Source organism: Pedococcus aerophilus, from assembly GCF_039532215.1.
Classification (GTDB): Bacteria; Actinomycetota; Actinomycetes; order Actinomycetales; family Dermatophilaceae; genus Pedococcus; species Pedococcus aerophilus.
In genome coordinates, this window is record NZ_BAAARN010000001.1 from 1,443,313 (window position 1) to 1,457,529 (window position 14,217).

Consider the following 14,217-nt stretch of genomic DNA (forward strand, 5'->3'; position numbering starts at 1 on the left):
ATGAGCATACACGTGGAGGGCAGCCTCGTCCAACCGTGTCCAGCGGGCTCAGCCCAGCCGTTGACGGGGGTCTCGCCCCCACAAGGGGCGGGTCGACGCAGACGAGGATGACGCGCCCACGGCCCGACGTCAAGGGCGCCACCCCGAGGAGGAGCCGAACGGTCCCCCTGCACGGCGGCGGCGACGTCCCCGTGGGGACGTCGCCGCAGGTCAGCGTGGTCGTGGTCCGTGGGTCAGAAGGCGTCGACCCGGCTGATCAGCCACCGGTCCCCGACCTTCGACAGGGTGGCGAGGACGCGGTTCTGGTCGACGACGGGCTCCTTCTGGTCGGTCCCCACCCGCGCCTGGTTGACGAAGGCCATCACCTTCACGCTCGTCGGGGACGAGCTCACCACGCCGAGGTCGGACACCCGGGCCTGGACGACGGTCTGGTTCTTCACCGCGAGCGGCTTGATCTCCTTGTCCATGGCGGTGGAGAACTCCGCCTTGAACCCGCCGGTGAGCAGGCCCTCGATCTGGGCGGCCTGCCCGTCGATGGTCTTGTAGTTGTAGCTGAGCATCTGCTCGATGGACGTGCGGGCCTGGTTGGTGGCCGCGCGTTCGGCGCGTTCGTCGGCTCCGCCGTCCTGGAGGCTGACGCCGGCGACGGTGCCCAGCACGGCCAGGCTCGCGACGAGGGACAGGACTGGCGCGACCCATCGACGACGTCCCCCTCCGGTGCCGTCGGACTGCCCGCCTGCCGTGACGGTCCGGTCGGCGACGGGAGGGGTACGGCGCCCTGGCCGCTTCACGGCGAACGTGCGCCCGGCGGGGCGGGCGTCGGACGTCGTCCGGGCGTCGGAGGTGGTGCGGGCGTCGGGGGCGGTGCCGGTCGTCGGCCCGCCGCCGGCCGTGCTGGCGCTCGGCAGGGGGGTCCCCGTCACCGAGGTCTCGACCTCCGCGCCGTGCGATGCGGCGCGGGCCCGGGACCGGTGGCCGGCGACCTTCGGACGGGGACGGGGCGTGTCAGCCGACGAACTCAAGGTTCTCCACCTTCCAGTCTGCGCCGACCTTCCGCAGCTCCAGCCGCATCCGGTAGGTCTTGGTCTCCCCCGCCGGCACGGCGGTGTTCTTCGTCGGGGCGACGACGCCGACGAGCGCGACCGCGGAGTCGAGGTCGCCGGAGACGAGAGCCGCCTCCGAGCGCTGGACCGTCGAGACGGTCTTGTTGGCGACCAGGACCTTCTTGAGCTGGTCGACGGAGGTCGAGTAGCTCTTGAGGAAGTCGCCGGTGGCACCGGCCCGCACTCGGGCGGTGTCGGCATCCACGGTGGTGTGGTCGACGCTGACGAAGTTGATGGCCAGCTGCCTGGCCGCCGCCGTGGCGGCGGCGTTCGCCGCGGTCGTCTGCCGCGCTGCATACCAGTCCCGTCCGCGGGTGGCCGCGAGGGCCACGGACGCGACGAGCGCCAGCACGACGAGGACCCACACGAGGCGTGGGGTGATGCGTGCGACGCCGACCCGCTGGGCGGTGTCGGTCTCCTGCTGTGTGTCGGCGGACGACCGTGGGGTCGGGGTGTCCGCGTTCACCGCCCTCCCGGCGTGGGTGGTGATCGTGCTCATCGAGCAGCCTCCTTCATGATCCACAACCACGAGGGATCGCTGCTCTCACCCCCTGGGGGGAGCACGGGCACCGTCACCTGTGGCGTTGTCATGCCCAACGACGCAGCCATGCCCGGGGATACGGGCTGGTCGCCGAAAGCCAGCGGCACGGTCGCGTTGGCTCCCCCGCCCGAGGGCCCGGGAGCGTTCTGCGCACCGCGCACGGTTGTCCCCGAGCCGCGCGGCGCCGTGCACCGGGCGCTGGTGTTCACCGGAGGCAGGTTCGTCGTCGTCTTCGGGTTGGTGCGCTTGGTGCCGCCGTAGCCGGCCTCGCAGACGTGCGGCTCCTGGGCCAGGGCCAGGCCGAAGTGGGCCGTTCCGTCCCCGGGCACGACGGTGTAGCCGCCGGCCACGACGTCGGGGTAGGTGACGAGGAGCTGCTGGATGCCGTCGACCCTCGCGGTGGTCACCTGGCCCACGGTGATGAGGTTGGCCAGCAGGGCGGCAAGGTTGCCCTGGTTGTCGCGGATCAGGGCCTCGAGCTCCTTGGACGCCACCACCCCGCGGTCCAGGACCAGGCGCAGGTCGCCGTCGGAGGCCTTGAGGGTGTCGGCGAGGTCGGCGAAGTTCGAGGCGAAGACCTTGATCTCGCCCGAGGTGTCGCGCTGGGTGTCGAGCACGATCCGGCCGTCGTCCAGCAGCTTCTTGGTCTCGGGGAGGGCCTCCGTGGCCGCCTTGGTGAGCGCGTCGCCGCTGTCGATGAGCCGCTGGACGTCCTTGCCGCCGTCGGCGAACCCGTCGCCGAGCTCGTCCACGACCGTCGACAGGTCGTCACGGTCGACGGAGTTGACCGTGCGGTCGAGGTCGAGCAGGAGGGTGTCCACCCGCAACGGGTACTGCGTGTCCTTGCGCGGGATCGTGTCGCCGTCGGCGAGCACCTCCCCACCCTCGCTGCGGGGCTGGAAGTCGAGGTACTGCTCCCCCACCGCCGAGCGGTTCTCCACGACGACCTTGGTGTCCTTGGGGATCTTCACCCCCCGCTCGATCTTGGCCTCGACGACGACGCCGTCGCTGGACAGGCGCAGGTTGTCGACGCGACCGACGGTGACGCCGCGGTAGGAGACCTCGGAGCCGACGAAGATGCCGCCGGACTGGGCGAAGTCCGCAGCGACGTGGAACTGCCCGCCGACCACCCGGTCGTAGAGGCCGACGTAGCGGGCCGACAGCACCGACACGGTGACGAGCGTGATGAGGAGGAAGGCGAACAGCTGCACCTTCACCGAGCGGCGGATCATGCGCCACCTCCATAGAGCGAGCGCCAGGAGCCGTCGGATCCGGACCCCGACTGCTGGGAGGACAGGCACAGCGGCGGACAGGCCACCCCGCCACCGGACGTGCTGCTGCTCGACGACGAGGTGCCCTGGGGCAGCGGCAGGTCGGGCACGCTGGGGACGCTCGGGGGGTTCGGGACCGGCAGCGAGGGGACCGACGGCAGCGACGGCAGCGAGGGCAGGTCCGTGGGCAGGTCGGTGGGAAGGCCGGTCGGCAGCCCCGTGGGCAGCCCGCCGCCCGGCAGGGTGGGCAGGCCGAGGTTGCCGGCGAGGTTGGTGAGGTTGAGGTCGAGGTCGGCCGAGAGGTTCGTGTAGTCGCCCTTGATGGCGCCCGTGGCGCTGTCGGGGAAGGGATAGGTCAGGAACAGCTGGAGCGACTTCGGGAGGTCGTCCCCGGCCTTGGTGAGCTGGGCGAGGATCGGCTCGAGCGCCTCGAGGTTGGCCTTGGTGTCGGCCTTGCTCTGGGCGATGACGTCGGTGCCGACTGCGCCGAGTCGGCTCAGCGACGCGAGCAGCTGCACGAGCTGCTTGCGCTGGTCGGCCAGGACCTTCAGGCCCCCGGGCATGGTGTCCAGCGCCCGCTGGAGGTCGTCCTTCTGGGCGGCCAGGCGCGCGGCCAGCTTGTCGATGTTGTCGATGGCGCGGACGATCTCGCTCTTCTGCTGGTCCAGGCCGCCGACGAAGGTGTCGAGCTGGGTGATGAGGTCCTTGATCTCGGTCTCGTTGCCGCTGAGCGCGTTGTTGAGCTCGGTCTCGATGACCTTCAGCTGGGCGACGCCACCACCGTTGAGCAGCAACGACATCGCGCTCAGCACCTCCTCGACCTCGGGGTTGCGCCCGGTGCGGTCGAGGGGGATGTTGTCGCCGTTGCCGAGGGCCCCCTCGGGTGCCCCGGCCTTCGGCGGCGCGAGCTCGACGTACTTCTCGCCGAGCAGCGAGGTCTGCTTGAGCTCGGCCACGGCGTTGTCGGGCAGCTTGACGTCCTTGGGCAGGCGCAGCGTGACCCGGGCCGTCCAGCCGTTGAGCTCGATCTTCTCGACCGAGCCGACGGTGACCTGGTCGACCTTGACCGAGGACTGCGGCACGAGGTCGAGGACGTCGGCGAACTCCGCCGTGACGCGGATGGTGTCGCCCCGGTTGGCGGCCCCACCGGGCAGCGGAAGGTCGAAGGCCCCCTGGCACCCGGTGGTGGTGACCACGGCGCCGACGGCGAGGCCGACCGCGAGGAGACGACCCCGCGGCATACGGGTCGGGCGGTGGGTCCGGTCGATGGTCTTCATGGTGCTCACCGGTTCCCTTCCAGGAGCCCACCGAGGGTGGGGTCGGCCCCTCGCAGCCGGACGCCCGGGGTGCTCTGGGTCGACGGGGTGGTCGAGGTCGCGGTCTTCGTGGTCGATGCCTCGGGACCGGTGCCGCCCTGCGACCTCGGTATGGCGCTCAGCAGGTCGGTGGGGAGGTCCACCCCCGCCCCCTCGAGGGTGTCGAGGAGGTCGGTGATCGGCTTGAGGAGCCCGTCGACGGTCGTGCACAGGCTCGGGGGCTGGCCGCTCGCGGTGATGAGGTTGCACAGCAGCGTCTGGAGCTTGAGGTTCTCGTTGACGTTGGCGCGGGTGTCGAGGGTGCCGCTCTTGGGGTTGTAGGCGTTCTGGAGGTTGCTGATCGCGACCGGAGCGTTGGTCAGCGTCTCGGCCAGGGCGTCGCGCTGCTTGGCCACCGTGCCGGTGACGGACGCGAGCTGGCCGATGTTCGTCGTGAGCGAGGTCCGGTTGTCGCGGACGAACGAGCTGACCTCGCTCAGGGCGACGGCGAGGTTCTTCAGCGCGGCCGCGAGGTCGTCGCGCTCGGCGTCGAGCTGGGTCGACACGCTGGCGAGGTCGGCGTTGAGGCGCCGGACCTGGGCGTCGTTGGTGGCCAGCATCGAGGTGAAGGTCTGCAGGTTCTTCACCGTGCCGAACAGGTCGTTCCGTCCGCCCGACAGGGTCTGGAGCGCCAGGCTGAGGTCGCGGTTGGTGTCGTGCAGCTTCTGGCCCTGGCCGTCGAGGTTCTTCGCGCCGGTGTCGAGGGCGTCCGCGAGGGCACCGTCCTTGTTGGCGCCGGTGGGGCCGAGCGCCACGAGCAGGTCGTCCAGGCTCGAGGAGATCCGGTCGAGCTCGACCGGTACGGCGGTGCGGTCCAGGCCGATCTTGGCGTCGTCCTTCATCACCGGTCCCCCGGTGTAGGCGGGGAACAGCTGCACGTAGCGGTCGCTGACGAGGGACGGTGCCACGACTGCGGCCTGGGCCTGCGCCGGCACCTTGTACTTCGCGTCGTACTCGAAGACGACCTCGACCTTGTCGCCCTTCGGGTTCACCTCGCTGACCTCCCCCACCTGCACGCCGAGGATGCGGACGTCGGAGCCGGGGAAGAGGCCGACGGCCCGGGAGAACTCGCCGGTCACCCGGATCGTCTCGTGCCGGGGCCAGAAGGCGTAGGCGCCGGCAGCGAGGGCCACGACCGTGAGCGCGGCCACGGCCTTCGGTATGAAGCCCGCGAGGGGGCCGGTGGTCGGGCGTGCCATCACTGGCCTCCGAGTTCGACGGGGGTGGTGAGGTTCTCGATGTAGGTGTCGAACCAGCGGCCGTTGCCGAGCACGTTGGCGAACAGCCGCGTGAACGGCGCCATCGCCGCGATCGTGTCGCCCAGGTCCTTCTCGTGCTTCTGCAGCACCGCGAGGACCTTGGTCAGCTGGTCCAGGGCCGGCTTGAGCTGGGCCCGGTTGTCGCGCACCAGTCCGGTGATCTGCTGGGCCATCGCCGAGGTGTTGACGAACAGCGTGTGGATGTCCTCGCGCCGCGCCTCGAGCTCGACCAGCAGCAGGTCGGCGTTCTTGATGATCGACTCGATCGCCTTGTTCCGCTGGGCCACCGTGCCGGAGACGCTGTTGGCCGAGGCGAGGAGCTTCTTCAGCTCGGCGTCGCGTGAGGCGATCGTCCGGGACAGCCGACTGAGTCCGTCGAGGGCCGCCCTGACCTCCTCGGGACTGTCCTTGAACTCTGTGGCGAGGGTCGTCAGCGAGGTCGCCAACGCCCCCGTGTCGATGCGCTCGGTGGTCGTCGCGAGGTCGCTGAAGGCGTTGACGATGTCGTAGGACGACACGGTGCGGTCGAGCGGGATCTCGGTGTCCTCCTTGAGCTGGCCGGGCCCGGCGGGCTCGAGCGCGAGGTACTTCTGACCGAGCAGGGTCTTCATGCGCACGGATGCGGCGGTCTGGGTGCCGAAGGCGGCGGGCTCGGTGACCTTGAAGTCGACGACGACGTGATCGCCCGCGAGGTCTACGCCCTGGACCTTTCCGACCTTCACGCCGGCGATGCGGACGTCGTCGCCCTCGACCAGTCCTCCGGCCTCGCTGAACGCTGCCCGGTAGGAGTCGCCGCCGCCGATCAGCGGGATGCTCTGGATGTTGAAGGCCAGCAGCAGCAGGACGGCGATGACGAGCAGCCCGGCCGCCCCGATCGGGACGGGGTTGCGCTCGCGGAACGGGATGGCCATCAGGAGCACCTCGCAGCCGAGAGCTGTTCGGGCTTGTCGAGCTTCACCGCGGGGCCGACGGGCAGCTTGATCGTCCCGCTGAAGTCGCAGAGGTAGAAGTTGAACCACGAGCCGTAGGTCGCCGTCCGGGTGATGGTGTTGATCTTCCCGGGCGAGGTCGTCAGGAACTTCTCGAAGGTGGCGGTGTTGGCCGGCTCGTTGAGGTTCGTCGCGAGGGACCGCAGGTTGGCGATGTCGGACTTCAGGGGCGCCCGGGTGACCTTGAGGAGGTCAGCGGTCTGCGCGGTCAGCGAGTTGATGTTGGTGAGCGAGGCGCCGATGGTCTTGCGGTCGGCGGCCAGCCCTGACACGAACCGCTGGAGCTGGTCGATGAGCTCCTTGAGTGCCGCGTCGCGCTCGTCGACGGTGCCGAGGACGGTGTTGAGGTTGCTGATCGTGCGGCCGATGACCTCGTCGCGGTCGGCCAGCGTCGAGGTGAGCGAGGCGGTCTTCGCGAGCAGCGAGTTGATGTTGCCGCCCTCCCCCTGCAGGACGCTGATGATGTTGCCCGAGAGCTCGTTGACGTCCTTCGGGGACAACGCGGCGAACAACGGCTTGAACCCGTTGAAGAGCACCGTGAGGTCGAGGGCGGACTGGGTGCGCTTCAACCCGATGGTGGCGCCGTCCTTGAGCGGGCGGGCCCCGCCGACCTCCTGGGTGAGGGCGATGTAGCGCTCCCCCACGAGGTTGCGGTACTTGATGGTCGCCTTGGTGCCCTCGGTGAGGACGCTGGTCTTGAGGACCTTGAACTCGACATCGGCGTGGACGCGGTCCTTGGCGACGGCGATGGCCTTGACCTCACCGACGCGGACGCCCGCGATGCGGACCTCCTGGCCGGCGGCCAGGCCGGTGACGTCCTCGAAGACGGCGGTGTACGTCGCCTTGTCGCCGAACTGGATGTTGGCGATCGTCGCGGCGAGGGTGCCCGTGGCCAGCAGGGTGGCGACGACGAAGACGATGAACTTCACGAGGCTCGAACGAGTGTTCATCGGGGTCCTCGCGAAGTATCGGAGTGACGGAGGAACGCAGAACTTCGTGGGGTGATGTTCATCGCTGGGACACCACCGTTCCGCGGAGCATCGGCCCTGCCAGGAGGGTCGTGATGGCGGACGGCTCGGCCGAGCCGGTCCCGGACAGCAGGGCCGCGACCACGTGCTGCTCCTCCTCGGTGCCGGCGAGACCCGAGTCGGCCCCGACGATGGTTGACCCCGATGCGCCCGAGAAGGCCGTCGGCAGTGCGCTGCCTGCGCTCGTGCCACCGGCCCTGGTGCCGTCGTCGAAGTGGATTCCCTTGCGGGGCTTGGCCTGGTTGCCGAAGGTGCCCGGCAGGCCGAAGCAGTTCGGGCCGCGGGTCTCGCCCCAGCGGGGCTCCTCACCGGGCTGGTAGCCGGGGCGCTGGGGGGCGACCTCGACGGTGATGTGGAAGGTGTCGTCACGGAACGCCTCGTCGATGCGCGGCACCCAGTTGGTCAGGGCGGTGGCCATGCAGGGGTACTCGGGCGAGTACTTCGCGAACAGCTCCACCGTCGGCCGCTGCACCTGACCCACCCGGATGATCCGCTCCCCGTTCGCCTCCAGGAACCCCGACGCCTCGTTCGCGAACCCCGCCGTCCCCGCCAGGAACCCCGCCAACACCTCCTTCTTCTGCACGATCGTCGTGTTCGTCGTCGCCAACGTCGACGCCGCCCGCACCAGATCCGGCGCCGCCACCGCATACGTGCTCGCCAGGTCAGCCAACCCCGAGATGTCCGCCTGGATCACCGGCACCTTCGGGTTCAGCTCCTTGAAGTAGGAGTCCACCAGCACCAGGTTCTGACCCAACCGCGTCCCACGACCCTCCAACGCCGACGCCAACGCGTTCAACGTCGCCGACAGCTTCTCCGGCCGCACCGCCCGCAACAACGGCAACAGGTCCGCGAACACCTTCTCCAGCTCGATCGCCACGCTCGACCGGTCCTGGGTGATGACGTCGCCCTCGGCGATGGTGCCCCCCGGTCCACCCGCGTCCGGTGACACGAGGTCGACGTACCGCTCACCGAAGAGGGTCTTCGGCAGGAGCCGGGCCGTGACGTTCGCCGGGATGAGCGTGGCCATCTCCGGCTTGAGCGCCAGCTCGAGGCTGGCCCCCTTGCCCGTCGTGCGGATCGAGCGCACCTCGCCGACGATGAGGCCGCGCAGCTTCACGTCCGAGGCCGCCTGCAGCTGCGAGCCGATGCGGTCGGTGAGGAGGGTGACGGTCACGACGGGCGTGAACCGCTTCTGGAAGGAGGCGATGCTCAGGCCCACGAGGAGGGCGACGACGGCGATGAACGCCACGCCATACGCCTTGTTGCCCAGGCGGGACAGGGCGCCCTTGGCGGGGCCCACGGTGGTGGTGTCGGACATGCGCTAACCCGCGATCCGGACGGTCGTCGTGGCGCCCCACACCGCGAGCGAGAAGAAGAAGTCCACGATGTTGATGGCCACGATCGAGGTGCGGACGGCCTTGCCCACGGCCACGCCGACGCCGGCCGGACCGCCGGAGGCGTTGTAGCCGTAGTAGCAGTGGATCAGGATGATGACGACCGCGAAGACCATCACCTTGAGGAAGGAGAACAGCACGTCGATCGGCGGCAGGAAGAGGTGGAAGTAGTGGTCGTAGGTGCCCTTGGACTGCCCGAAGTACTCGGTGACGATGAACCGGGTCGCGCCGTACGACGACAGCAGGCCGAGCACGTAGAGGGGCACGACCGCGACGAAGCCGGCGATCATGCGGGTGGTGACGAGGAACGGCAGGGACGGGACGCCCATCACCTCGAGGGCGTCGACCTCCTCGGAGATGCGCATGGCGCCGAGCTGCGCGGTGAACCCGCAGCCGACGGTGGCCGCGAGCGCCAGGCCTGCGACGAGCGGGGCGATCTCACGGGTGTTGAGGTAGGCGGAGACGAACCCGGTGAAGGCGCCGGTGCCGAGCTGGTTGAGCGAGGAGTAGCCCTGCAGGCCGACCTGGCTGCCGGTGAAGAACGCGAGGAACGCGATGACGCCGACCGTGCCGCCGATGACCGACAGGGCGCCCGAGCCGAGCGAGACCTCGGCGAGGAGGCGCAGGACCTCCTTCTTGTACCGCCGGATCGTGCGCGGGCTCCACGCCAGCGAGCGGACGTAGAACCGCATCTGCTCACCGAGGCTGTCGAGCGCCTGGCCGGGTCGGCCGGCGAGCTCCTGCACCTTGCTCATGCGACGACTCCCTGAGGACACGAGTGAGGCACGAGCGAGGCCCGCAGGGGCGAGGAGCATGTGCCGAAGTGATGTCTCATCTCTGCACCTCCTTCAGATCTTCTGGGGGACGACTTGGAAGTAGATGGCGCTCGCGACGAAGTTGACGACGAACAAGAACATGAAGGTGATGACGACGCTCTGGTTCACCGCGTCGCCCACCCCCTTCGGTCCCCCTCCGGCGGTGAGGCCCTTGTACGACGCGACGACCGCGGCGATGAACCCGAAGATCACGGCCTTGATCTCGCTGGTCCACAGGTCGGCGAGCTGGGCCAGGGCGGTGAACGACGCGATGTACGCGCCCGGTGTGCCGCCCTGGATGATGACGTTGAAGAAGTAGCCACCCGCGACCCCGACGACCGACACGAGGCCGTTGAGCAGCAGGGCGACGAGCATGGCGGCGAGGACGCGCGGCACGACGAGGCGCTGGATGGGGCTGATGCCCAGCACCTCCATGGCGTCGATCTCCTCGCGGATCTTGCGTGACCCGAGGTCGGCGCAGATGGCCGAGCCACCCGCACCCGCGATGAGCAGGGCGGTGACGATCGGTGAGGCCTCACGGATGACGGCCAGCACCGAGGCTGCGCCGGTGAACGACTGGGCGCCGAGCTGCCTGGTCAGGGTGCCGAGCTGGAGGGCGATGACCGCCCCGAACGGGATCGAGACCAGGGCCGTCGGGACGATCGTCACCGAGGCGATGAACCAGCACTGCTGGATGAACTCCTTGGTCTGGAACGGCCGCTTGGGCAGCGCCCGCACGACGTCGAGCACCAGGGCGAAGAGCGAACCGCTCTGCCGCAGTGCCCCGGTCACGGGGTTGGCCATCAGACGGACTCCTGCGCCACGGCCGGGGACTCGCCCTGCGCCGCGGGGACATCGGCCGTCCCCACAGCCGGGGTGTCGGTCGTGGCGGGGGCGGACGTGCTGCCGGACCGCACGCCGGGGACCCCGGCGTTGCCGGACTCGAACGACCCGGGGGGCGGCGTGATGCCGTTGTCGTGGCACCACTGGCCCGCCGGTCGCTCGGCGTGCCGGGTCGTCCCGTTGCTCGTGCGCAGCTGCAACGGGATGGGCGGCAGGGGCGGCAGCTCCTGCCCCTCCTCGGAGGCCAGCTCGTCGGCGTCCTTCTCCTCGGACATGCCGATCGGGCCGATGGTCTGCGCGTTGAGGAACTGGCGCACCACCGGCTCCTCGGAGCTCAGCAGCATCTCGCGCGGACCGAACATCGCGAGGTGCTTGTGGTAGAGCAGGCCGATGTTGTCGGGCACCGTGCGGGCGGTGTTGATGTCGTGGGTGACGATGAGGAACGTCGCGTCGATCTGGGCGTTCAGGTCGATGAAGAGCTGGTTGATGTACGACGTGCGCACCGGATCCAGGCCCGAGTCGGGCTCGTCGATGAGCAGGATCTCTGGGTCGAGGACCAGGGCCCGGGCGAGCCCTGCGCGCTTGCGCATCCCGCCGGAGATCTCGCCGGGGAGCTTGGTCTCCGCGCCCGTGAGGCCGACGAGCTCCATCTTCTCCATGACGATGGTGCGGACCTCGGACTCGCTCTTGCGGGTGTGCTCGCGCAGGGGGAAGGCGACGTTGTCGTAGAGGTTCATCGAGCCGAACAGCGCGCCGTCCTGGAACAGCACGCCGAAGAGCTTCCGGATCTCGTACAGGTCGTGCTCTCGCAGCCGCGTCAGGTCGCGGCCCTCGATCATGATCGACCCGGCATCCGGCTTGAGCAGGCCGACCAGGGTCTTGAGGAACACCGACTTGCCCGTACCGGACGGCCCCAGCATCACCGAGATCTCGCCGGCCGGAAGGGTCAGCGTGACGTCGTTCCAGATCACCTGGGACCCGAAACGCTTGGTCAGGCCCTCGACCTTGATCTCAACGCCCACTGCTCACCTCGTCGTGGTTGGGGTACTACGAGTCAGCCAACCCACGGCCGACCCCGGTTCGCATGGCTCAACGAGGGGACCTGCCCGAAGTTACGGCCCGGCATGCCGCGGGGCTAGGAGCGCGTGGCGCGGCTCACGAGGCGTCGGGGATGCCGGCTGCGCGCCATACCTCGCGGTTGGCATCCCCGGGCTGGGGCGACCGGACGGCTGCGCCGGCAACGCGGCGCACCCAGGGACGCCGAAAGGCGGGCCCGACCGGAGTCGGACCCGCCTTTGCGGAGATGCAGTGCTTCCCCGCCGGAGCGGGGAAGCGTCAGATCACTTGACGGAGACGGTGGCCCCGGCGCCCTCGAGGGCCTCCTTGGCCTTGTCCGCGGCAGCCTTGTCGACCTTCTCGAGGACGGGCTTGGGGGCGCCGTCGACGAGGTCCTTGGCCTCCTTCAGGCCGAGGGAGGTCAGCGCGCGGACCTCCTTGATGACCTGGATCTTCTTGTCGCCAGCAGCCTCGAGGATGACGTCGAACTCGTCCTGCTCCTCGGCAGCAGCAGCGTCGCCGCCGGCCGGGGCGCCGGCCGCAGCAACGGCCACGGGGGCAGCAGCGGTGACGTTGAAGGTGTCCTCGAACTGCTTCACGAACTCGGAGAGCTCGATGAGGGTCATTTCCTTGAAGGCCTCAAGGAGCTCGTCGGTGGAGAGCTTCGCCATGATGGGCGTCCTTTCGTGTGTTTCGGTATGCCGTGAGTGGCGGTTTGGTGTGTGAGCTGGACTGGTCGGGGTCACCCCCGAGCCGGGTCAGCTCGCGTCGCCACCCTCGGCGACGTCGGTGGCCTCGGCCGCAGGGGCCTCGGCGGGGGTCTCCGCGGCGTCGGACTCGGCAGCGGGAGCAGCGGCGTCAGCCACCGGACCCTCTGCCTCGACCTTGGCACGCAGCGCGTCGACGACCCGAGCGGTCTGCGACAGCGGTGCAGCGAAGAGGTAGACAGCCTGGCTGAGCGACGCCTGAAGGGCACCGGCCAGCTTGGCCAGGAGAACCTCGCGGGACTCGAGGTCCGCAAGCTTCGTGATCTCCTCGGGGGTGAGGGCCTTGCCGTCGAGGACGCCGCCCTTGATCACGAGGAGGGGGTTCGCCTTGGCGAAGTCACGCAGGCCCTTGGCAGCCTCGACCGGGTCACCGTCAACGAAGGCGATGGCGGACGGGCCGACGAGCTGTCCGTCGAATGCCGTGACTCCGGCATCCTTGGCAGCAAGTTCGGTCAGCGTGTTCTTCACGACGGCGAAGGTGGCGTTTCCGCGCAGCGAGTTGCGCAGGTCGGTGATCTGCTTCACCGAAAGCCCGCGGTACTCGGTCAGCACGGCCGCGCCGGAGGTGCGGAACTTGTCCGACAGCTCGGCGATGGCGGCAGCCTTGTCAGCCTTGGCCATGGGGCCTCCCTTCCGTGTGTTCGACCGATCGGAGGTGAGGGCCCGGCATGAGAAGAGCCCCGTGCACAGGCACGGGGCTCGCACGCTGTCAGGCTCGAGGAGCCGGACTGCGGGTGAATCGTGGCCTGCGCTGGATGCCCACCTCGGTGGGACCTTCGGTCACGTGCTGCCTCTTGCGGTGGCACGCGACAACCAAGCGGTCTGTGGTCAGGGACCAGAGTAGGCGCAGCCCACCCCGCAGACCAAATCGCGCCACCGCCCCGGGAGGGACGGTGGCGCGACGTGGTGCCGTGGCAAGGCCCGGGCCGTCAGCGGACGACGGCCCGGGCGCGCCGGCTCAGCTGGTCGGGAGCTCGAAGGTGCCCACCTGGTCCGCGGGCGGAACGGTGATGGTGACCGGCTTGCCCCAGTCAGCGAAGACGATGCTGATGGTCTGGCCCTGGGCGTCGACGGTCATCTTGGTCGGGCGGTCCTGAGCGTCCAGCGTGTAGCGGGCCTTGACCGGCGCCACCGACGGCGAGGCGGTCGCGGTGCTGCCACCCATGAGGGCCGACGGGTCGATGGTGACGTCGTAGACCGACTCGTCGGCCGAGCTGCGCACCACGGTGGCCTTGCTGCCCTTCAGGGCGGTGGCCAGCTGGCGCGGGTCGCCCATGTCACCGGTGAGGCCCGCGAACATCTTGCTCATCGGGTCGGTGCCCTTGGGGTCGATCTTCACCCACGGCTTCTTCGAGCCGGGCAGGCCCTTCATGTAGATGATGCCGTCGGAGGAGACGATCTGCAGGGTCTGGCCCTGGATCCCCATCTCCATCGACTGCTCCATCTTCCCGTCCTTCATGGTGAACGAGCCCTTCGCGCTCCCCTGCGCCCCGAGGTCCATCGTCACCGTGCCGGAACCGGCCTTGATCATCGCGTCGGTCATCCGGGTGGCCAGGGCCGCGCCGTCGACGGAGTCGCCCGCCTTCACGGCACCGGCAGCGCTCGAGCTGCTGCTGGAGCTGCTCGTCGAGGAGCTCTTGGAGGCGGCGGGCTCGGCGGTGTCGGAGCTGCCGCAGGCGCTCAGGCCGAGCGCCGCGGCGAGCGCGACGGCAGCGATCGAGGTGGTCTTCATGCAGGTCCCCCAGAAAGATGTGGTGCGGTGCGAGTTCGCGTTGACCACACCACCATAACCGCCC

14 protein-coding genes are annotated in these 14,217 nt (G+C 69.5%); all 14 read right to left on the reverse strand.

The features are described 5' to 3' along the window. Positions 1 to 233 precede the first annotated feature (233 nt). The 14 genes from ABD286_RS06830 to ABD286_RS06895 all read right to left on the reverse strand — a co-directional run bounded on the left by ABD286_RS06830 (position 234) and on the right by ABD286_RS06895 (position 14,153). A complete protein-coding gene (locus ABD286_RS06830; RefSeq protein ID WP_344191509.1) occupies positions 234 to 923 on the reverse strand; it encodes a hypothetical protein in 690 nt (229 codons plus the stop codon). Between the two features lie 82 nt (positions 924 to 1,005). Continuing rightward, positions 1,006 to 1,602 (reverse strand): hypothetical protein, encoded by a 597-nt coding sequence (locus ABD286_RS06835; protein WP_344191511.1) that lies wholly within the window; start codon positions 1,600 to 1,602, stop codon positions 1,006 to 1,008. After that, on the reverse strand, positions 1,599 to 2,876 hold the full coding sequence (locus ABD286_RS06840) for an MCE family protein (RefSeq protein ID WP_344191513.1): 1,278 nt from the start codon (positions 2,874 to 2,876) through the stop codon (positions 1,599 to 1,601). Before ABD286_RS06840 ends, ABD286_RS06835 begins: the two co-directional genes overlap by 4 nt. Beyond that, positions 2,873 to 4,192 carry an MCE family protein gene (locus ABD286_RS06845; protein WP_344193296.1) on the reverse strand — a complete coding sequence of 440 codons (1,320 nt, stop codon included), beginning with the start codon at positions 4,190 to 4,192 and terminating at the stop codon, positions 2,873 to 2,875. The genes ABD286_RS06840 and ABD286_RS06845 overlap by 4 nt, the downstream gene beginning before the upstream one ends. A gap of 5 nt (positions 4,193 to 4,197) precedes the next feature. After that, on the reverse strand, positions 4,198 to 5,469 hold the full coding sequence (locus ABD286_RS06850; protein ID WP_344191515.1) for an MCE family protein: 1,272 nt from the start codon (positions 5,467 to 5,469) through the stop codon (positions 4,198 to 4,200). Next, complete coding sequence (locus ABD286_RS06855) at positions 5,469 to 6,440, reverse strand: MCE family protein (RefSeq protein WP_344191517.1); 972 nt, start codon at positions 6,438 to 6,440, stop codon at positions 5,469 to 5,471. The genes ABD286_RS06850 and ABD286_RS06855 overlap by 1 nt, the downstream gene beginning before the upstream one ends. Continuing rightward, positions 6,440 to 7,468 carry an MCE family protein gene (locus ABD286_RS06860; protein WP_344191519.1) on the reverse strand — a complete coding sequence of 343 codons (1,029 nt, stop codon included), beginning with the start codon at positions 7,466 to 7,468 and terminating at the stop codon, positions 6,440 to 6,442. The genes ABD286_RS06855 and ABD286_RS06860 overlap by 1 nt, the downstream gene beginning before the upstream one ends. Positions 7,469 to 7,526: 58 nt before the next feature. Next, a complete protein-coding gene (locus tag ABD286_RS06865; protein ID WP_344191521.1) occupies positions 7,527 to 8,864 on the reverse strand; it encodes an MCE family protein in 1,338 nt (445 codons plus the stop codon). 3 nt (positions 8,865 to 8,867) lie between these two features. Next, positions 8,868 to 9,695 carry an MlaE family ABC transporter permease gene (locus ABD286_RS06870; protein ID WP_056915483.1) on the reverse strand — a complete coding sequence of 276 codons (828 nt, stop codon included), beginning with the start codon at positions 9,693 to 9,695 and terminating at the stop codon, positions 8,868 to 8,870. A gap of 93 nt (positions 9,696 to 9,788) precedes the next feature. Then, positions 9,789 to 10,559: an MlaE family ABC transporter permease gene (locus ABD286_RS06875; protein WP_344191524.1), complete on the reverse strand. Its 771-nt coding sequence runs from the start codon at positions 10,557 to 10,559 to the stop codon at positions 9,789 to 9,791. Next, positions 10,559 to 11,620 carry an ABC transporter ATP-binding protein gene (locus tag ABD286_RS06880; protein WP_344191526.1) on the reverse strand — a complete coding sequence of 354 codons (1,062 nt, stop codon included), beginning with the start codon at positions 11,618 to 11,620 and terminating at the stop codon, positions 10,559 to 10,561. Before ABD286_RS06880 ends, ABD286_RS06875 begins: the two co-directional genes overlap by 1 nt. A gap of 318 nt (positions 11,621 to 11,938) precedes the next feature. After that, the gene (gene rplL / locus ABD286_RS06885; protein ID WP_344191528.1) at positions 11,939 to 12,325 is read right to left on the reverse strand and encodes a 50S ribosomal protein L7/L12; all 387 of its coding nucleotides are present in this window, start codon (positions 12,323 to 12,325) and stop codon (positions 11,939 to 11,941) included. A gap of 87 nt (positions 12,326 to 12,412) precedes the next feature. Beyond that, entirely contained in the window at positions 12,413 to 13,042 is a 630-nt protein-coding gene (gene rplJ, locus ABD286_RS06890; RefSeq protein ID WP_344191530.1) for a 50S ribosomal protein L10, read from the reverse strand. A gap of 337 nt (positions 13,043 to 13,379) precedes the next feature. Beyond that, on the reverse strand, positions 13,380 to 14,153 hold the full coding sequence (locus ABD286_RS06895) for a hypothetical protein (protein WP_344191532.1): 774 nt from the start codon (positions 14,151 to 14,153) through the stop codon (positions 13,380 to 13,382). Between the last annotated feature and the right edge of the window lie 64 nt (positions 14,154 to 14,217).